This window comes from Enterobacter bugandensis (genome assembly GCF_900324475.1).
GTDB lineage: Bacteria > Pseudomonadota > Gammaproteobacteria > Enterobacterales > Enterobacteriaceae > Enterobacter > Enterobacter bugandensis.
Map to the genome: position 1 here is coordinate 4,571,213 of NZ_LT992502.1, position 19,796 is coordinate 4,591,008.

Consider the following 19,796-nt stretch of genomic DNA (forward strand, 5'->3'; position numbering starts at 1 on the left):
TATGAGGGCTTTTTGCTGATTACGCCGGACGAACGCCCAGCGTATGACAAATGGCGTAGCTCATCTCCGCGCGGTTAAGCGTGTAGAAGTGGAAGTCCTTCACCCCTTCGCGGCTTAAGATCTTCACCATGTCCATCGCGATATTGGCCCCCACCAGCTTGCGGGTTTCCGCGTCATCGTCCAGCCCTTCGTACATTTTGGACATCCACAGCGGAATGCGAACGTTGGTCATATCGGCGAACTTCTTCGCCTGTTTGAAGTTAGAGACTGGCAGAATGCCCGGGATAATTTCGACGTCGATACCTGCCGAGACGCAGCGGTCGCGGAAGCGCAGATAGCTTTCCACGTCAAAGAAGAACTGGGTGATGGCGCGGTTGGCACCGGCCTCCACCTTACGCTTCAGGTTAAGCAAATCCGCCTGGGCGCTTTTCGCTTCCGGGTGGACTTCAGGGTAGGCGGCCACGGAGATATCAAAATCAGCAACGTCTTTCAGCAGCGCGACCAGATCGGTAGCGTACATGTCCGGCTTGCCGCTTCCCGGCGGCAGATCGCCACGCAGGGCAACGATATGGCGAATCCCATTGTTCCAGTAGTCCTGGGCAATGGCGCGCAGCTCATCGCGGGTGGCGTCAATACAGGTCAGATGCGGCGCTGCTTCCAGACCGGTACGATCTTTGATGCCTTTAATAATGCTGTGCGTACGGTCGCGCTCGCCGGAGTTGGCACCGTAGGTCACGGAGACAAACTTCGGCTTCAGGCTGCTCAGGCGATCGATAGAGCTCCACAGGGTTTGCTCCATTTCACTGGTGCGCGGCGGGAAAAATTCAAAAGAGACGTTAATCTGGCCGTTTACTTCGGCCAGGCTCTGATTCAGTGCTTCCCGCTGGTTGGCGTGAAAAAAGCTCATACCTTACCTCTATCTTTCGCGTGTCATTGTCTGTTGTGTTGTGAACTTCTATACGTTTAGACGTCCAGATGTAAAAATGACGGAAAAGCGGCGTGACGTCAACAGAAATAATCACAATAACGGTGAGGTTTGCTCAGGGAAGATGAAGGGAGTTCATGATGAGGGTGAGCTCGGTCTGATGCCCTCACCCTAACCCTCTCCCACAGGGAGAGGGAAATTCACTTTTTACAGCAGCTTAGCCAGACGGTTAATATCGGACTGGATAGCCCCAGCGGTGACGTCGCGCCCCGCGCCCGGGCCGCGGATCACCAGCGGGTTATCGCGGTACCAGCGGCTTTCAATGGCGAAGACGTTATCGCACGGCAGCAGGGCCGCCAGCGGATGCTCAGGACGCACCGCCTCGACACCCACACGCGCCTTACCGTTCGCCTCGAAACGCGCCACGTAGCGCAGCACCAGCCCCATCTCGTTTGCCGCTTCCAGACGCTGCACCATCTGGTCATTCAGCTCGTCGCCGTTTTCGAAGAAGTGATCAACAGAACCTTCTTCGCAGCCCGCAGGCACCAGCGACTCGACGCGTACGGAATCCGGTTCGATGTCATAACCGGCTTCACGCGCCAGGATTACCAGCTTGCGCATCACGTCTTTACCGGAGAGGTCAACGCGCGGATCGGGCTCGGTTAAGCCCTGCTGCCACGCCTGATCCACCAGGTCGGTGAACGGTACGGTGCCGTCAAACTGCAGGAACAGCCAGGAGAGCGTGCCGGAGAAGATCCCGCTCAGCGCCAGAATGCTGTCGCCGCTTTCAATCAGGTCACGCACGGTATGGTTAACCGGCAGGCCCGCGCCAACGGTGGCATTATAGAGCCAGTGGCGGCCCGTTTTTTCAAACGCGTCGTGGATCTGACGATATTTATCGGTACTGCTCGCCCCCGCCAGCTTGTTGGCGCTGATGACGTGGAAACCGTGGCTGGCGAAATCCAGATACTGATCGGCAAGCTGTTCGCTGGCGGTGACGTCCAGCACCACCAGATCGTCATACGGGTGCGCGCGCATCCACAGGAACAGCGACTCTTCATCCTGCTCAATCGCTTCATCGTTAAAGAAGGCAAGCGCCCGGCTGGCATCCAGCCCTTCGTAGTTCAGCAGGCTGCGGCGGCTATCCACCACGCCCGCAAGAATAAATTCAAACCCGGTACGCGCCGAAAGCGTGACCTGTTCGCGGGCGAACAGCTCCAGCCAGCGGGAACCGATGTTACCCTTACCAAACAGCACCAGGCCGATGCGTTTTTCCGCGCGGAACAGCGAGGTGTGCAGACCCTGAATCAGGCTTTCGGTTGGGCCTTTACGCAGCACGGCGACCAGGCTGATGCCCTCTTCCGACTGCCAGGTGAACTCCACCGGCTGGCCCTTCAGTTGCTGCCAGAAACGGTGGCAGTGCAGCGGGTTACGGGTGACGCCCGCGCCGACCATCGCCACCAGCGCCAGCCCCTGACGCAGGCGAAGCTCGCCCGGCAGGCCCGCTTCGTCGAGAATTTTCAGCGCGCTGTCCGCCACTTCGGCGGTATAGCAGAACTGCAGCAGCTGACGATCGTTATGCACGCCAACGGCCAGCGGACGCACCTGGGCGCGTTTCAGGATCGTGTCGATATCTTTATGCGCCAGCCTGAAGTCCTGGCCCGCAGGGACCTGGAACTCGATCAGGCAGATGTCGTCGTGGCTGGTGACAATGCGCGCGCCCGTGCCGGACGCCAGCACGCGCTCAATGCGGGTAGACCCCTGATCCGGCGTATAGCTACAGCGCAGCTGCAGGTCAATATCGCTGCCGGAAACCGGCTGCAGCGTACGGGCGTGCAGCACCGGGGCCGCCAGACGCGCCAGCTCGCTGGCTTCGTCGAGACGCAGCAGCGGAAGCAGGCAGGCATCTTTCACTTTACGCGGGTCCGCGCTGTAGACACCGGCCACGTCGCTCCAGATGGTAACGCGGGACACGCCCGCCAGGGCACCAATTTGCGTTGCCGAGTAGTCCGAGCCGTTACGGCCCAGCAGCACGGTTTCACCGGCGTTGCTGCGGCTGATAAAGCCGGTGACGACAATACGTTTGCCCGGATGCTGCACCAGCAGCTGTTGCAGCAACGGATAGGACAACCCTTCGTCCACCTGCGGCTGCGCGGCGCGTTCCGCACGCAGGAAATCACGCGCGTCGAGCCAGGCCGCGTCTACGCCCAGGTGTTGCAGTACGGCGGCCATCAGGCGCGCGGACCACACTTCACCGTGGCCCACCACTTCGGCATACACCGCGTCGGTAATCCCGCTGTCCAGCAGAGCAGCCAGACGCTCAAGGTCATGCGTGAAGGCGCTGATCAGCCCGTCCGCCATGTCCGCAGGCAGCAGGCCGGCAATCAACTCGCTCTGGTAACGACGTAAGGACTGTTGCACCTGATGCGCAGAAAGGCGATCGGTCTGGCTCAGTTTCAGCCAGCTAATCAACTGGTTGGTGGTGCTGCCCGCCGCCGAGACAACCATCATGTCACCCGGCTGTGAATATTCGGTCATGATCCCTGCGACGCGCAGATAACATTTCACATCAGCAAGACTACTACCACCAAACTTGTGCAGCTGACGACCCTTCGCCCCTGCCTGCGCTATCACACTCATGATTACCCCTTGGCTGCGACCCGGAAGCCATTTTCCAGATCGGCAATTAAATCTTCAGAATCTTCAATACCGGTCGAGATACGCAGCAGCGTCTCGGAAATCCCGGCGGCGGCACGTGCTTCCGGTGCCATACCTGCGTGCGTCATGGTCGCGGCGTGGGAGATCAAGCTTTCAACCCCACCTAAGGATTCCGCCAGCGTAAACAATGACAGCCCGCTCAGGAAGCGACGCAGCGTTTGCTCGTCACCGTCCAGTTCAAAACTTAACATCGCGCCAAATCCCTTCTGCTGGCGCGCGGCAATCTCATGCCCCTGGTTTTCCGGCAGCGACGGGTGATAAAGCTTCTTCACCAGCGGCTGGGTTTTCAGGAAATCGACAATCGCCTGGGCATTACGCTGCGCCACGTCCATGCGCGGCGACAGCGTGCGGATGCCGCGCAACAGCAGGTAGCTGTCGAACGCGCCCGCGGTGACGCCGATGTTATTAGCCCACCATGCCAGTTCCGTGACAACGTCGGGATCTTTTGCAATCACCACGCCCGCTACCACGTCAGAATGGCCGTTCAGATATTTAGTACATGAATGCAATACCAGATCCGCACCCAGTGCTAACGGGTTCTGAAGGGCCGGACTGAGGAAGGTATTATCCACTACACTTATCGCTCCCGCATCCCTTGCGAGCTGACAAATTTTCGCAATGTCGACAACGCGCAACAATGGGTTGCTTGGACTTTCCACCAGAACCAGCTTCGGCTTCTCTGCCAGCGCCTGTTTCAGCGCCTGTTCGTCGTTTTGATCGACAAACAGCACGCGGTAGCAGCCGCGCTTTGCCAGGCTATCAAACAGACGATAGCTGCCGCCGTAACAGTCGTGCGGCGCAACCAGCAGATCGCCAGGCTTCAGGAACACCGTGGTCACCAGGTGAATGGCAGACATACCGGTATTGGTTAATACCGCACCCGCGCCGCCTTCCAGTTCCGCCAGCGCGCGCTGGGTTACATCACGCGTAGGGTTGCCGCGACGCGAGTAGTCATGCGCGCGCGGTTCATTAAATCCGGTGAAATTGTAGGTGCTGGAAAGATGAATGGGCGGGACAACGCAGCCGTACTGCTCGTCATCATTTAATCCGCTACGCACTGCGATCGTGGCCTGTTTACGCGTCATGGTGAGGGCTTCCTGGCGAATGAGGTGAAAAGTCAGCCACCAGAGTAAACATTGAAAGTATGGACGTCAATACATCTGGACATCTAAACTTCTTTGCGTATAGATTGAGCAATGCGCAAATAGCCGTTAAAATTATATGCTTTAGTGCACGCTGCAGCGGCAATATCCGTGCCACGGTATCGTCTCTACGGTAAACTACGCAAGATTACGGTTCAAAACGGGCAGTGACCGGTTTGCACCTTTAGATTAATGACTGAGAGGATTAAAGGTATCTCATGGCTGAATGGAGCGGCGAATATATCAGCCCATACGCTGAGCACGGTAAGAAGAGTGAGCAAGTAAAGAAAATTACGGTTTCCATTCCTCTGAAGGTGTTGAAGATCCTCACCGATGAACGTACGCGTCGTCAGGTGAACAACCTGCGTCACGCGACCAACAGCGAACTGCTGTGCGAAGCGTTCCTGCATGCGTTTACCGGCCAACCGTTGCCGAACGATGACGATCTGCGCAAAGAGCGTAGCGACGAAATCCCGGAAGAGGCGAAGGTGATCATGCGTGAACTGGGTATTGACCCGGAGACGTGGGAATACTGAGAAGCGGATACAAAAAAGGCACCTTGCGGTGCCTTTTTTTCGGGAAACTTATTTAGCGCCCGGGATGCTGAAACGCTTGTTGAAGCGGTCAACACGGCCACCGGTTGCAACATCACGCTGCTTACCAGTGTAGAACGGGTGGCATTTGCCGCACACGTCCAGGTTCAGATCGTGACCCACGGTAGAGCGGATCTGGATAGAGTTACCGCAAGAGCAGTTTGCAGTAATCATTTCGTATTTCGGGTGAATATCTTTTTTCATGGGAGAACCTCAGTTAAGGCCGCGTCGCTCTTCCAGCCCTAACGCCAGACACCACGCGATGTTGAATGTAAGTTCTTTGGCGTAAAGTACACCAAAGGCGGCGAATCATACAGAATTTAACCAACGTATGCAAACTGATCCGCACGCCGCTTTTACTAATGTGTATACTAACGCGTCACTTTTCAAGTCAGGAAGATTCGATGCCCGTCGCTCACGTTGCCCTGCCCGTTCCGCTTCCCCGCACCTTTGACTACCTGCTGCCCGACAGCATGAGCGCCAAAGCGGGCTGTCGCGTGACCGTGCCGTTTGGCAAACAGCAGCGCGTGGGGATCGTCGTCTCCGTCAGCGATAAAAGCGAATTGCCCCTCAATGAACTGAAATCGGTGGTTGAGGTGCTGGACAGCGAGCCGGTTTACTCCACCAGCACCTGGCGACTGCTGCTGTGGGCGGCAGATTATTATCATCACCCGATTGGCGACGTCCTGTTCCACGCCCTGCCGATCCTGCTGCGCCAGGGCAAGAGCGCCAGCCACGCCCCGATGTGGTACTGGTTTGCCACCGAACAGGGGCAGGCCGTGGACATCAACAGCCTGAAGCGTTCGCAGAAACAGCAGCAGGCGCTGGCGGCGCTGCGTCAGGGAAAAATCTGGCGGCACCAGGTCGACGAGCTTGAGGTCAGCGAAACGGCGCTACAGGCATTAAGAAAGAAAGGGTTGAGCGAGCTGGCCAGCGAAGCGCCCGCCCTTCACGACTGGCGCGACGGCTTCTCTGTCTCGGGCGATCGCCTGCGCCTGAATACCGAGCAGGCTACCGCGGTAGGCGCCATTCATAGCGCCTCGGACCACTTTTCCGCTTGGCTGCTGGCGGGCGTGACGGGCTCCGGCAAGACCGAAGTCTATCTGAGCGTGCTGGAAAACGTGCTCGCGCAGGGCAAACAGGCGCTGGTGATGGTGCCGGAAATCGGCCTGACGCCGCAAACCATCGCCCGCTTCCGCGAGCGCTTTAACGCGCCCGTTGAGGTGCTGCACTCCGGGCTGAACGACAGCGAGCGCCTCAGCGCCTGGCTGAAAGCGAAAAACGGCGAAGCGGCGATTGTGATCGGCACCCGCTCGTCGCTGTTTACGCCGTTTAAAAACCTCGGCGTTATCGTCATCGACGAAGAGCACGACAGCTCCTATAAACAGCAGGAAGGCTGGCGCTATCACGCCCGCGATCTGGCGGTCTACCGTGCGCACAGCGAGCAAATCCCTATTATTCTCGGATCCGCCACGCCTGCGCTCGAAACGCTGCACAACGTGCGCCAGCGTAAATACCACATGCTGCGCCTGACGCGCCGCGCGGGGAATGCCCGCCCGGCCATTCAGCACGTGCTGGATCTCAAAGGCCAGCAGGTGCAGGCCGGCTTAGCGCCCGCCTTGATTTCCCGCATGCGCCAGCATTTGCAGGCGGGGAACCAGGTCATCCTGTTCCTCAACCGTCGCGGATTTGCCCCCGCCCTGCTGTGCCACGACTGCGGCTGGATTGCCGAGTGCCCGCGCTGCGACCACTACTACACCTTCCATCAGGCCCAGCGACATTTGCGCTGCCACCACTGCGACAGCCAGCGTCCCGTGCCTCGCCAGTGCCCGTCATGTGGTTCCACGCATATCGTGCCGGTGGGACTGGGAACGGAACAGCTGGAACAGGCGCTTGGCCCTTTCTTCCCGGACGTGCCTATTTCCCGAATCGACCGGGACACCACCAGCCGCAAGGGGGCGCTGGAGCAGCAGCTGGCGGAAGTGCATCGCGGCGGCGCGCGCATCCTGATTGGCACCCAGATGCTGGCCAAAGGGCACCACTTCCCGGACGTGACGCTGGTCGCCCTGCTGGACGTCGACGGCGCGCTGTTCTCGGCAGATTTCCGCTCCGCCGAGCGCTTCGCCCAGCTTTATACCCAGGTTGCCGGGCGTGCCGGACGCGCGGGGAAACAGGGCGAGGTGGTACTGCAAACGCACCACCCTGAGCACCCGCTGCTACAGACTCTGCTGCACAAAGGCTATGACGCCTTTGCCGAGCAGGCGCTGGCCGAACGCCAGACCATGCAGCTGCCGCCGTGGACCAGCCACGTCATCATCCGCGCGGAGGATCATAACAACCAGCAGGCGCCGCTTTTCCTGCAACAGCTGAGGAATCTCCTGCAGGCCAGCCCGCTGGTGGATAACCAGCTGTGGATCCTGGGCCCGGTGCCGGCGCTGGCGCCAAAACGCGGTGGACGTTTCCGCTGGCAGATTTTACTTCAGCACCCCTCGCGTATTCGCCTGCAGCACATCGTCAGCGGCACGCTGGCGCTCATCAATACCCTGCCGGAAGCGCGTAAAGTGAAGTGGGTACTGGACGTCGATCCCATCGAAGGCTGAAGACGGATCGAAAAATTTAACGCGCCTCACACTTTTTATGAAAATTCTGTAACCGATTCCATTAACTATCTGTAAAAATGGTGATGTCCGCAGTTCGGTGTTCAGGCGAGGAGAAGACGTTGAAGTCCAGGAAAGAGGTTGCCACGGCGACCATGAAAGACGTTGCCGAGAAAGCACAAGTCTCAACGGCAACCGTGTCCCGCGCATTAATGAACCCGGATAAAGTCTCCCAGGCGACCCGTAACAAGGTTGAACAGGCGGCGCTGGAAGTGGGGTATTTCCCGCAGGCGATGGGGCGGAACGTCAAGCGCAATGAATCGCGGACCATCCTGGTAATAGTGCCGGATATCTGCGATCCCTTCTTCAGCGAGATCATTCGCGGTATCGAAGTGACGGCGGCGGAGCAGGGCTATCTGGTGCTGATTGGCGACTGCGCTCACCAGAACCAGCAGGAAAAAACCTTTATCGACCTCATTATCACCAAGCAGATTGACGGCATGCTGCTGCTTGGCTCGCGCCTGCCGTTTGATGCCAGCATCGAAGAACAGCGCAATTTACCGCCGATGGTAATGGCCAACGAATTTGCGCCTGAGCTTGAGCTACCGACGGTCCACATTGATAACCTCACCGCCGCGTTCAACGCCGTAAACTATCTCCAGGAGCTGGGGCATAAGCGGATTGGCTGCATTGCCGGGCCGGAAGAGATGCCGCTGTGCCACTACCGCCTGCAGGGCTATGTTCAGGCGCTGCGCCGTACCGGTGCGATTGTCGATCCGCACTATATTGCGCGCGGTGATTTTACCTTTGAAGCGGGTGGACAGGCGCTGGAGAAACTGCTGGCGCTGCCGGAACCGCCAACGGCGGTGTTCTGCCACAGCGACGTGATGGCGCTGGGTGCGCTTTCACACGCCAAGCGCCGTGGCTTACGCGTGCCGAAAGATTTGTCGATTATCGGATTCGATAACATTTCACTTTCAGAGTTTTGCGATCCACCGCTCTCCACCGTTTCACAACCGCGCTATCAGATTGGCCGCGAAGCGATGCTGCTTCTGCTGGATCAGCTGCAGGGTCAAACGGTTAGCAGCGGCTCGCGTTTGCTGGACTGCGAGCTGATTATTCGCGGCTCTACCCAGGCATTGACTTAAAGTAAACGCCTTTCGGACACCCTTATCTGGTCAAAGCCCCGCCGCTTAAGTAACATGGCGGGCTGACGAACGAATAAATACAGCGAAACGATAGTGGCACAACGAGATTATGTACGTCGCGGCCAGCCGGCACCTTCGCGACGCAAAAAGAGCAGTTCAAAAAGCAAGCAGCGTAATCTGCCTGCGGTCTCGCCAGCAATGGTCGCTATTGCTGCGGCCGTGCTGGTGGCCTTTATTGGCGGCCTGTACTTCATCACGCACCATAAAAAAGAAGAGTCCGAGGCCCTTCAGGGCAACAAAGTGGTGGGAAATGGTCTGCCGCCGAAACCTGAAGAGCGCTGGCGCTATATTAAAGAGCTGGAAAGTCGTCAGCCCGGCGTGCGTGCGCCTACTGAGCCCTCAGCCGGTGGCGAAGTGAAGAATGCCGATCAGCTGACGGACGAGCAGCGCCAGCTGCTGGCACAGATGCAGGCCGATATGCGCCAGCAGCCGACGCAGCTGAATGAAGTGCCGTGGAATGAACAAACGCCAGCGCAGCGTCAGCAAACGTTGCAGCTGCAGCGTCAGCGCCAGGCACAAATTCAACAGCAGCAACAGCAGCAGTGGACGCAAACTCAGCCGGTACAGCAGCCGAAGGCCCAGCCATACCAGCAACCGCAGCAGCAGACGCGTACGGTGCAGTCGCAGCCTGTTCAACAGCCAAAAGCGCAGCCGCCAAAGCAAGCGGCGCAGCCGTATCAGGATCTGCTCCAGACGCCAGCGCATACCACCGCGCAGCAGCCGAAAACGCAGCAGGCCGCGCCGGTGACCAAAGAGACCGAAGCGCCGAAGCAGACGGCAGAGAAAAAAGACGAGCGCCGCTGGATGGTGCAGTGCGGTTCGTTTAAAGGTGCCGAGCAGGCGGAAACGGTACGTGCTCAACTGGCATTTGAAGGATTTGACTCACGCATTACCACCAATAACGGCTGGAACCGCGTGGTGATCGGCCCGGTTAAAGGCAAAGAAAACGCAGACGGCACCATTTCCCGTTTGAAAGTGGCTGGCCACACAAACTGCATTCGACTCGCCTCCGGGGGTTGAAACCCCCAAAATCCCCCCCATCTATCATTTAATTCAGCCCTGAGCACAGGCTCAGGGCTTCTGTTTCCCGAATCTGTAACCAGGGGGTCTGCTCGTGACAACAATAGTAAGTGTACGCCGTAACGGCCAGGTGGTAATTGCCGGTGATGGCCAGGCCACGCTGGGTAATACCGTCATGAAAGGCAACGTGAAGAAAGTCCGTCGTCTCTACAACGACAAAGTGATCGCCGGTTTTGCAGGCGGCACGGCGGATGCCTTCACGCTGTTTGAACTGTTTGAACGCAAGCTGGAAATGCACCAGGGTCATCTGGTGAAGGCTGCCGTTGAGCTGGCAAAGGACTGGCGTACCGACCGTATGCTGCGCAAGCTCGAAGCGCTGCTGGCGGTCGCGGATGAAACCGCTTCGCTTATCATCACCGGTAACGGTGACGTGATTCAGCCGGAAAACGACCTGATTGCCATCGGCTCTGGCGGCCCTTATGCCCAGGCTGCAGCCCGCGCGCTGTTGGAAAATACCGACATGAACGCGCGTGATATCGCGGTGAAGGCGTTGGATATTGCAGGTGATATCTGCATCTATACCAACCACAACCACACCATCGAAGAATTGACCTCCAAAGCGTAAGGATCTCCCATGTCTGAAATGACCCCACGCGAAATTGTCAGCGAACTGAACAAACACATTATCGGCCAGGATAACGCTAAGCGCTCCGTGGCTATCGCGCTGCGTAACCGCTGGCGTCGTATGCAGCTTGATGAAGAGCTGCGTCACGAAGTCACCCCGAAAAACATTCTGATGATCGGCCCGACCGGCGTCGGTAAAACCGAAATCGCCCGTCGTCTGGCGAAGCTGGCGAACGCGCCGTTCATCAAAGTTGAAGCCACCAAGTTCACCGAAGTGGGCTATGTGGGTAAAGAAGTGGACTCCATCATCCGCGACCTGACCGATTCTGCAATTAAGATGGTGCGCGTCCAGGCGATTGAGAAAAACCGCTACCGCGCGGAAGAGATGGCCGAAGAGCGTATTCTCGACGTGCTGATCCCACCGGCGAAAAACAACTGGGGCCAGGCTGAACAGCAGGCTGAGCCTTCAGCCGCGCGTCAGGCATTCCGCAAAAAACTGCGTGAAGGCCAGCTGGACGACAAAGAGATTGAGATCGACCTCGCGGCCGCGCCGATGGGCGTGGAAATCATGGCGCCTCCGGGCATGGAAGAGATGACCAGCCAGCTGCAGTCCATGTTCCAGAACCTGGGCGGCCAAAAGCAGAAAGCGCGTAAGCTGAAAATCAAAGACGCGATGAAGCTGCTGATTGAAGAAGAAGCGGCGAAGCTGGTGAATCCGGAAGAGCTGAAGCAGGACGCTATCGACGCGGTTGAGCAGCACGGTATCGTGTTTATCGACGAAATCGACAAAATTTGTAAGCGCGGCGGCAATAGCTCCGGTCCGGACGTGTCCCGCGAAGGCGTACAGCGCGATCTGCTGCCGCTGGTTGAAGGCTGCACCGTCTCTACCAAGCACGGCATGGTGAAAACGGACCACATTCTGTTTATCGCTTCCGGTGCATTCCAGGTAGCCAGCCCGTCGGATCTGATCCCCGAACTGCAGGGTCGTCTGCCGATCCGCGTTGAGCTGCAGGCGCTGACCACCGAAGATTTCGAGCGCATCCTGACGGAGCCAAACGCCTCTGCTACCGTACAGTACAAGGCGCTGATGGCGACCGAAGGCGTGAACCTCGAGTTCACCGAAGACGGTATCAAGCGTATCGCCCAGGCTGCATGGCAGGTCAACGAAACCACCGAGAACATCGGTGCGCGTCGTCTGCACACCGTGCTGGAACGCCTGGTAGAAGACATCTCATATGACGCGAGCGACCTCAACGGTCAAACCATTACCATCGACGCAGACTATGTGAGCAAACATCTGGATGCGTTAGTGGCAGATGAAGATCTGAGCCGTTTTATCCTATAATCGCGGTTACTGCATTCTCATCACTGTTAATGGGGGCTAAGGCCCCCATTTTTATTGGCTAAATTACTATGACTGATATCAGCCGTACTCAGGCGTGGCTCGAAAGTCTGCGCCCTAAAACGCTTCCTCTGGCTTTTGCCGCCATTATTGTCGGCACCGCGCTTGCCTGGTGGCAAGGGCATTTCGATCCGCTGGTGGCAGGTCTGGCGCTCCTTACCGCCGGGCTGCTGCAAATCCTCTCTAACCTCGCGAACGATTATGGCGATGCGGTAAAAGGCAGCGACAAGCCTGACCGTATCGGACCGCTGCGCGGGATGCAAAAGGGGGGATCACCCAGGCACAGATGAAGCGTGCGCTGATTATCACCGTGGTGCTGATTTGCTTATCTGGCCTGGCGCTGGTGACGGTCGCCTCGAAAACTACCAGCGACTTCATTGGTTTCCTGGTGCTGGGCCTGCTCGCCATTATCGCGGCCATCACCTACACCGTCGGCACGCGCCCTTACGGCTATATTGGCCTTGGGGATATCTCCGTGTTGGTGTTCTTCGGCTGGCTGAGCGTAATGGGGAGCTGGTACTTACAGGCGCATACGGTGATCCCTGCCCTGTTCCTCCCGGCGACCGCCTGCGGCCTGCTGGCGACGGCGGTACTCAATATCAATAATCTGCGCGATATCGACAGCGATCGTGAGAACGGCAAGAACACGCTGGCGGTGCGTCTGGGGCCGGTGAATGCGCGCCGCTATCATGCCTGCCTGCTTATTGGCGCGCTGGTTTGCCTGGCGCTGTTTAACCTGATTTCCCTGCACAGTCTGTGGGGCTGGCTGTTTGTGCTTGCCGCGCCGCTGCTGGTTAAGCAGGCCCGCTTTGTGATGCGTGAACTCAGCCCGGCAGCCATGCCGCCAATGCTGGAGCGAACGGTAAAAGGCGCGCTGCTGACTAACCTGTTGTTCGTCATCGGGATTGTGTTAAGCCAGACGCTCAGTTAGCTGACAAATATCAATTAACAATTGATGATTTTGCCAACAACGCATTTCGCACGATATACTGAACACATTCGCAGCAACTGAGCGTTAAACCTATGAAATACGATACCTCCGAGCTTTGTGACATCTACCAGGAAGATGTCAACGTCGTTGAACCGCTGTTCTCCAACTTTGGTGGGCGGTCATCGTTTGGCGGGCAAATCGTCACGGTGAAATGTTTCGAGGACAACGGGTTGCTGTACGATCTGCTCGAACAGAACGGCCGTGGCCGCGTTCTGGTGGTCGACGGCGGCGGGTCCGTGCGTCGCGCACTGATTGATGCTGAACTGGCTGGCATTGCCGTCCAGAACGAGTGGGAAGGCCTTGTGGTGTACGGTTCCGTGCGTCAGGTAGACGATCTCGAAGACCTGGATATTGGAATTCAGGCCATCGCGGCCATTCCGGTAGGCGCTGCGGGTGACGGCATCGGCGAAAGCGACGTGCGCGTTAACTTCGGCGGCGTGACCTTCTTCTCAGGCGATCATCTCTACGCCGATAATACCGGCATTATCCTTTCTGAAGATCCGCTGGATATCGAGTAATAAAACCATAAGCGTGAACCATAAAAAAACCGCCAACAGCAATGTGGCGGTTTTTTTGTCCCTCGGGATTCGCGGTCCGTTGGGAAGTTTTGCAACCTTTAACCAGGATTTTTATCTTACCCTGGTTCAAACCTCAGGTAACCTCATCGACCCTTTATAAATTCCTAATTATCTATGAAAACCTTAACTACGCTGCTATTGCTCATTATGATGCAGCGTCCCTTTCCGCCATTTCGCACATGGGCATCGGTCCAGGGAAAGGTGTAACCACAACCGTAAAGCAGCCTTTAACCAGGCTTGTGTCCACCGACTTATCACCGGTGGTGAACGGTGGAGCGGTTAGCCGCAGGGACCGCATAATGAAACGCTATTTTGTATCGCGTTCATTGTCGCCAGCGTACTCGTTGTAAAAAGTGATGAACCGATCGGGTTTGTTGCGTTTACCACGACAGCGCAGGACAAGTAGCGTTAAGGCCGCCTTGGGCGGCCTTTTTTATGGTTGGATGTCAGTCAGCGAGAACCATAAAAAAAGCCGGGTAGCGGCGACGCTTACCCGACTATTTCTGTTCAATCCCGACAGAATTAAACCTCTTCCATACGTCCCAGCAGCGCCTGCAGGCGATCCTGCCAGCCGTTCTGCTGTTCACGCAGCTGGTTGTTTTCGCGCTCCAGTTCTTCGCGGCCGTGCTGAGCGTTCTGAACTTCCTGCGCCAGGCTGTTGTTCTTCTCTTTCAGCTCTTCAATTTCCATCTGCAGCAGCGTGATGGTGTCAATCGCCTGCTGTACTTTCGCTTCCAGTTTCTCAAACACTTCTAAAGACATGATCCTACCTCTCCTGAATTGCAAGGCGACGCTTTAACGTAAACGCGCACAACATATGTTCCGATTGTATGGAGCGCAGTCGCCCCTGTCCAGCGGCATGCCACGCAGATCGCGGTTTGCAACACTTTTCGGCCTCGTCCTGGTGCGTTCGCGGCATATACCTCTAAGTTGTTAACCCATTCGTTAAAAAAATGATTCAGCTCACCGTGCGCGACTGATGCAAAAACGCGCTTTATGGCGCGAAAACGCTCATTTTATTGACGCAGACCACACATTTTAATTTCGATATTTCTCGTTTTTGCTCGTTAACGATAAATTAACACTATGTCTACAGGGCATCGTGGCTGTCACGGGCGGCCACGCTAACAATAAACATCAATTTCTTCAGGATTCCGATTATGAGTCAGACATCAACCTTAAAAGGCCAGTGCATTGCCGAGTTCCTTGGTACCGGGTTGTTGATATTCTTCGGAGTGGGCTGTGTCGCTGCACTGAAAGTGGCGGGTGCCAGTTTTGGTCAGTGGGAAATCAGTATCATCTGGGGTCTGGGCGTGGCGATGGCCATCTACCTGACTGCAGGGGTCTCTGGCGCACATCTTAACCCGGCGGTGACTATCGCACTGTGGCTGTTCGCGTGCTTCGACGGACGCAAAGTTGTTCCCTTCATTATTTCTCAATTTGCCGGCGCGTTTTGCGCAGCGGCGTTAGTTTACGGGCTTTATTACAATCTTTTCATCGACTTCGAACAGACGCATCATATGGTGCGCGGTAGCGTCGAAAGTCTGGATCTGGCAGGCATCTTCTCAACCTACCCTAACCCGCATATCAATTTTGTGCAGGCGTTCGCAGTTGAAATGGTGATTACCGCTATTCTGATGGGCGTCATTATGGCTTTGGGCGATGATGGTAACGGCATTCCGCGTGGCCCGCTGGCGCCATTGCTGATTGGCCTGCTGATCGCCGTCATCGGTGCGTCCATGGGGCCGTTAACAGGGTTTGCGATGAACCCGGCGCGTGACCTGGGTCCAAAAACCTTCGCCTTCTTTGCAGGATGGGGCGACGTGGCTTTCACCGGCGGCAAAGATATTCCTTACTTCCTGGTACCGCTGTTCGGACCAGTCGTAGGGGCGGCACTGGGTGCATTTGGCTATCGCAAATTAATTGGTCGCCACTTACCGTGCGACACCTGTGTGGAAGAGGAGAAGGAAACGACTTCTACCGCACAACAAAAAGCTTCGCTGTAATCTGACTACGGGACACATACCATGACCGAAAAAAAATATATCGTTGCGCTCGACCAGGGCACTACCAGCTCCCGCGCTGTCGTAATGGATCATGACGCGAATATCGTCAGCGTGTCACAGCGCGAATTTGAACAAATCTATCCTCGTCCAGGCTGGGTAGAACACGACCCGATGGAGATCTGGGCGTCACAAAGCTCCACGCTGGTGGAAGTGCTGGCGAAAGCCGACATCAGTTCCGACGAAATCGCCGCGATTGGTATTACCAACCAGCGTGAAACCACCGTGGTGTGGGAACGCGAAACCGGTAAGCCGATTTACAACGCCATCGTCTGGCAGTGCCGCCGTACGTCAGAGATCTGCGAACAGCTTAAGCGTGACGGGATGGAAGAGTACGTGCGTAGCGCCACCGGTCTGGTGGTTGACCCGTACTTCTCCGGCACCAAAGTGAAGTGGATCCTCGACCACGTGGAAGGTTCACGCGAGCGTGCAAAACGCGGCGAGCTGCTGTTCGGTACCGTCGATACCTGGCTTATCTGGAAGATGACTCAGGGACGTGTCCACGTTACTGACTACACTAACGCCTCGCGCACCATGCTGTTCAACATCAACACCCTGGAGTGGGATGACAAGATGCTGGACGCGCTGGATATTCCGCGCGCGATGCTGCCTGAAGTGCGTAAGTCGTCTGAAGTCTACGGCCAGACCAACATCGGCGGTAAAGGCGGCACCCGTATTCCTATCGCCGGTATCGCCGGTGACCAGCAGGCGGCGCTGTTCGGCCAGCTGTGCGTCAAGGAAGGGATGGCGAAGAACACCTACGGCACCGGCTGCTTTATGCTGATGAACACCGGCGAGAAAGCGGTGAAATCAGAAAACGGCCTGCTGACTACCATCGCCTGCGGCCCGCGCGGCGAGGTGAACTATGCCCTGGAAGGTGCAGTGTTTATGGCGGGCGCATCTATTCAGTGGCTGCGCGACGAGATGAAGCTGATCAGCGATGCGTTTGACTCCGAGTACTTCGCGACCAAAGTGAAAGACACCAACGGCGTGTACGTGGTGCCAGCGTTCACCGGTCTGGGCGCACCGTACTGGGACCCGTATGCCCGCGGCGCAATTTTCGGCCTGACGCGCGGGGTGAACTCAAACCACATCATTCGTGCGACCCTGGAATCCATCGCCTACCAGACGCGTGACGTGCTGGAAGCGATGCAGGCAGACTCCGGCATTCGTTTGCACGCCCTGCGCGTGGACGGCGGCGCGGTGGCCAACAACTTCCTGATGCAGTTCCAGTCCGACATTCTGGGCACCCGCGTTGAGCGCCCTGAAGTACGTGAAGTGACGGCACTGGGCGCGGCGTATCTTGCGGGTCTCGCGGTAGGCTTCTGGCAGAACCTGGACGAGCTGCAGGAGAAAGCGGTCATCGAACGCGAATTCCGCCCTGGCATCGAAACCACCGAGCGCAACTACCGCTACAGCGGCTGGAAGAAAGCGGTGAAACGCGCCCTGGCGTGGGAAGAGCACGAAGAGTAAGCCTATATTCCCTCTCCCCTGGGGAGAGGGTTAGGGTGAGGGGCATCGACCGCACCGGACCCCTCACCCCTCCCCACTCTGTGATAAACTTCGTGCAATTCCTTTTGATTGTACGAGTCCCTCATGAAACGTGAACTTGCTATCGAGTTTTCCCGCGTCACCGAAGCAGCCGCCCTTGCAGGCTATAAATGGCTGGGTCGTGGCGACAAAAATACCGCAGACGGCGCGGCCGTCCACGCCATGCGCATTGTGCTTAACCAGGTCAACATCGACGGCACTATCGTCATCGGTGAAGGCGAGATCGACGAAGCGCCGATGCTCTACATCGGTGAAAAGGTCGGGACCGGCAAAGGCGATGCGGTGGATATCGCGGTGGACCCGATCGAAGGCACGCGCATGACGGCGATGGGCCAGGCCAACGCCCTGGCGGTGCTGGCTGTGGGCGATAAAGGCAGCTTCCTCAACGCGCCGGACATGTACATGGAAAAGCTGATTGTCGGCCCTGGAGCGAAAGGTGCAATCGATCTCAGCCTGCCGCTGGACGCCAACCTGCGCAATATCGCGGCGGCGCTGGCTAAACCGCTCAACGAACTCACCGTGACCATTCTGGCGAAACCGCGCCACGACGCCACCATCTCTTATCTGCAGGCACTCGGCGTGCGCGTGTTTGCCATTCCGGATGGCGACGTTGCCGCGTCTATTCTGACCTGCATGCCGGACAGCGAAGTCGACGTGCTTTACGGCATCGGCGGCGCGCCGGAAGGCGTGGTCTCTGCGGCGGTGATCCGCGCACTGGACGGCGATATGCAGGCGCGCCTTCTGCCGCGCCATGAGGTGAAAGGCGACAGCGACGAAAACCGTCGTATCGGTGAGGACGAGCTGGCGCGCTGCGCAGCGATGGGCATCGAAGCCAATAAAGTACTGGCGCTGAACGACATGGCGCGCAGTGATAACGTCGTCTTCTCTGCAACCGGCATCACCAAAGGCGATCTGCTGGACGGCATCACCCGCAAGGGCAACATGGCGACCACTGAAACGCTGCTGATCCGCGGTAAATCGCGCACCATCCGACGCATTCAGTCCATTCACTATCTCGACCGTAAAGACCCGGACGTGCAGACGCACATTCTGTAAAACCGTTTGATCGATAGAGCTTTCCGGCCCGAAGGGGCTGGAAATGTTTCCCACAAGTACGGAAGATAGAACAGAGAAACAGCACAGGAGAAGATCATGGCGGACTGGGTAACAGGTAAAGTCACAAAGATAGAATTCTGGACCGATGCGCTATTTAGTCTCACCCTGCATGCTCCCGTTCACCCGTTTAAGGCCGGGCAATTTGCCAAGCTGGGTCTGGATGTCGACGGCGAGCGCGTGCAGCGCGCCTACTCTTACGTTAACGCGCCGGATAACCCGGATCTCGAGTTCTATCTCGTCACCGTTCCTGACGGTAAGCTCAGCCCGCGCCTTGCCGCCCTTAAGCCCGGCGACGATGTGCAGATTGTGAGCGAAGCGGCAGGCTTCTTTGTGCTCGAAGAGATCCCTGACTGTGACACGCTCTGGATGCTGGCAACCGGCACGGCCATCGGTCCGTATCTCTCTATCTTGCAGTACGGTAAGGATCTGGAGCGCTTCAAAAACATCGTGCTGGTGCACGCCGCGCGCTATGCCGCAGATTTAAGCTATCTCCCGCAGATGCAGGCGCTGGAACAGCAGTACGGCGGAAAGTTAAAGATTCAGACGGTAGTCAGCCGCGAAACCGTAGCAGGAGCGCTTACCGGTCGCGTACCGGCGTTAATTGAGAGCGGCGCACTGGAAGACGCAGTGGGCTTACCGATGACGGCCGAAACCAGCCACGTCATGCTGTGCGGTAACCCGCAGATGGTCCGGGACACGCAGCAGATTCTGAAGGATACCCGGCAGATGACGAAACATCTTCGCCGCCGGCCGGGCCATATGACCGCCGAACACTACTGGTGATCAGCGGTATTTCACCTCGACGGTATCTTTACCGTATTTATTTTCGCTCTGGGTGCCGATAAACGCGCCCAGATCGACAATCATCATCACGAAGATGACCGACGGCAGCAGCCTGCCCACGACCCACGGCAGGATGGAAGGCAGCATCGCCCAGTTCCCTGCCACCAGCATCCACGCCAGTATGATCAAAAATGCCCACGCGCCGGAGCGGCCGCGATCGTGCAGGCGTTTCACCACGACGGCCGCCGTTGGCCATAGCAGGCAGACCAGTGCAAATGCCGCCGTTTGCGTGCTCAGCCAGGCGTTGTAGGCAACGAAAAAAAGAAGCAGCATGGCGACGACCCACGTCACCATCCAGACCCAGAAATCACGGCGTCCAATACGCCCTTTGAATGAAAACAGCCACTGCTGTATGGTCATGTAAGGTTCCTTATTATCGTTTAGCCCGCATTTTACCCTGGAGTTGTGACCTTTTGACAAGCCGA

At 57.4% G+C, this 19,796-nt stretch carries 17 protein-coding genes and 1 pseudogene; 12 read left to right on the forward strand and 6 right to left on the reverse strand.

The window, feature by feature from the left end; genetic code table 11:
- Positions 1-19 precede the first annotated feature (19 nt).
- From metF to metB, 3 genes are all read right to left on the reverse strand, one after another.
- Positions 20-907: a methylenetetrahydrofolate reductase gene (gene metF / locus DG357_RS22170; protein ID WP_041911801.1), complete on the reverse strand. Its 888-nt coding sequence runs from the start codon at positions 905-907 to the stop codon at positions 20-22.
- Positions 908-1,132: 225 nt separating this feature from the next.
- Positions 1,133-3,565: a bifunctional aspartate kinase/homoserine dehydrogenase II gene (locus DG357_RS22175; protein ID WP_088205136.1), complete on the reverse strand. Its 2,433-nt coding sequence runs from the start codon at positions 3,563-3,565 to the stop codon at positions 1,133-1,135.
- Between the two features lie 2 nt (positions 3,566-3,567).
- Positions 3,568-4,728, reverse strand: coding sequence for a cystathionine gamma-synthase (metB, locus tag DG357_RS22180; protein WP_021242813.1), 1,161 nt, complete (start codon positions 4,726-4,728; stop codon positions 3,568-3,570).
- A 275-nt stretch (positions 4,729-5,003) separates the two neighbouring features.
- Between metB and metJ the strand changes: the two genes are divergently transcribed.
- Entirely contained in the window at positions 5,004-5,321 is a 318-nt protein-coding gene (metJ, locus tag DG357_RS22185) for a met regulon transcriptional regulator MetJ (protein ID WP_003862042.1), read from the forward strand.
- A 48-nt stretch (positions 5,322-5,369) separates the two neighbouring features.
- Here metJ and rpmE read toward each other — a convergent pair whose 3' ends face one another.
- Positions 5,370-5,582 (reverse strand): 50S ribosomal protein L31, encoded by a 213-nt coding sequence (rpmE, locus tag DG357_RS22190; protein ID WP_003862040.1) that lies wholly within the window; start codon positions 5,580-5,582, stop codon positions 5,370-5,372.
- Between the two features lie 200 nt (positions 5,583-5,782).
- Here rpmE and priA point away from each other — a divergent pair, with 200 nt between their 5' ends.
- The 7 genes and pseudogenes from priA (at position 5,783) to rraA (ending at position 13,738) form a co-directional block, all read left to right on the forward strand.
- Complete coding sequence (gene priA / locus DG357_RS22195; protein ID WP_045631547.1) at positions 5,783-7,978, forward strand: primosomal protein N'; 2,196 nt, start codon at positions 5,783-5,785, stop codon at positions 7,976-7,978.
- 119 nt (positions 7,979-8,097) lie between these two features.
- A complete protein-coding gene (gene cytR, locus DG357_RS22200; protein WP_041911797.1) occupies positions 8,098-9,123 on the forward strand; it encodes a DNA-binding transcriptional regulator CytR in 1,026 nt (341 codons plus the stop codon).
- A gap of 93 nt (positions 9,124-9,216) precedes the next feature.
- Positions 9,217-10,203 (forward strand): cell division protein FtsN, encoded by a 987-nt coding sequence (gene ftsN, locus DG357_RS22205; protein ID WP_028014839.1) that lies wholly within the window; start codon positions 9,217-9,219, stop codon positions 10,201-10,203.
- A gap of 94 nt (positions 10,204-10,297) precedes the next feature.
- Positions 10,298-10,828, forward strand: coding sequence for an ATP-dependent protease subunit HslV (gene hslV, locus DG357_RS22210; RefSeq protein WP_014072345.1), 531 nt, complete (start codon positions 10,298-10,300; stop codon positions 10,826-10,828).
- Between the two features lie 9 nt (positions 10,829-10,837).
- A complete protein-coding gene (gene hslU / locus DG357_RS22215) occupies positions 10,838-12,172 on the forward strand; it encodes an HslU--HslV peptidase ATPase subunit (protein WP_028014840.1) in 1,335 nt (444 codons plus the stop codon).
- A 62-nt stretch (positions 12,173-12,234) separates the two neighbouring features.
- Positions 12,235-13,160: pseudogene (menA, locus tag DG357_RS22220) on the forward strand (1,4-dihydroxy-2-naphthoate polyprenyltransferase).
- Between the two features lie 92 nt (positions 13,161-13,252).
- Positions 13,253-13,738, forward strand: coding sequence for a ribonuclease E activity regulator RraA (rraA, locus tag DG357_RS22225; protein WP_023309687.1), 486 nt, complete (start codon positions 13,253-13,255; stop codon positions 13,736-13,738).
- 582 nt (positions 13,739-14,320) lie between these two features.
- Here the strand turns inward: rraA and zapB are convergent.
- On the reverse strand, positions 14,321-14,560 hold the full coding sequence (gene zapB, locus DG357_RS22230) for a septal ring assembly protein ZapB (RefSeq protein WP_028014842.1): 240 nt from the start codon (positions 14,558-14,560) through the stop codon (positions 14,321-14,323).
- A 398-nt stretch (positions 14,561-14,958) separates the two neighbouring features.
- On the opposite strand from zapB, the gene DG357_RS22235 reads away from it, so the two are divergent.
- The 4 genes from DG357_RS22235 to fpr all read left to right on the forward strand — a co-directional run bounded on the left by DG357_RS22235 (position 14,959) and on the right by fpr (position 19,311).
- Positions 14,959-15,804 carry an MIP/aquaporin family protein gene (locus DG357_RS22235; protein WP_028014843.1) on the forward strand — a complete coding sequence of 282 codons (846 nt, stop codon included), beginning with the start codon at positions 14,959-14,961 and terminating at the stop codon, positions 15,802-15,804.
- 21 nt (positions 15,805-15,825) lie between these two features.
- Complete coding sequence (gene glpK / locus DG357_RS22240) at positions 15,826-17,334, forward strand: glycerol kinase GlpK (protein WP_028014844.1); 1,509 nt, start codon at positions 15,826-15,828, stop codon at positions 17,332-17,334.
- Positions 17,335-17,457: 123 nt separating this feature from the next.
- Entirely contained in the window at positions 17,458-18,468 is a 1,011-nt protein-coding gene (gene glpX, locus DG357_RS22245; RefSeq protein WP_088205134.1) for a class II fructose-bisphosphatase, read from the forward strand.
- 96 nt (positions 18,469-18,564) lie between these two features.
- Entirely contained in the window at positions 18,565-19,311 is a 747-nt protein-coding gene (gene fpr, locus DG357_RS22250) for a ferredoxin--NADP(+) reductase (RefSeq protein ID WP_088205133.1), read from the forward strand.
- On the opposite strand, the gene DG357_RS22255 is transcribed toward fpr, so the two are convergent.
- A complete protein-coding gene (locus tag DG357_RS22255; protein WP_028014847.1) occupies positions 19,312-19,731 on the reverse strand; it encodes a DUF805 domain-containing protein in 420 nt (139 codons plus the stop codon). It lies immediately after the preceding gene.
- Positions 19,732-19,796: the final 65 nt, after the last annotated feature.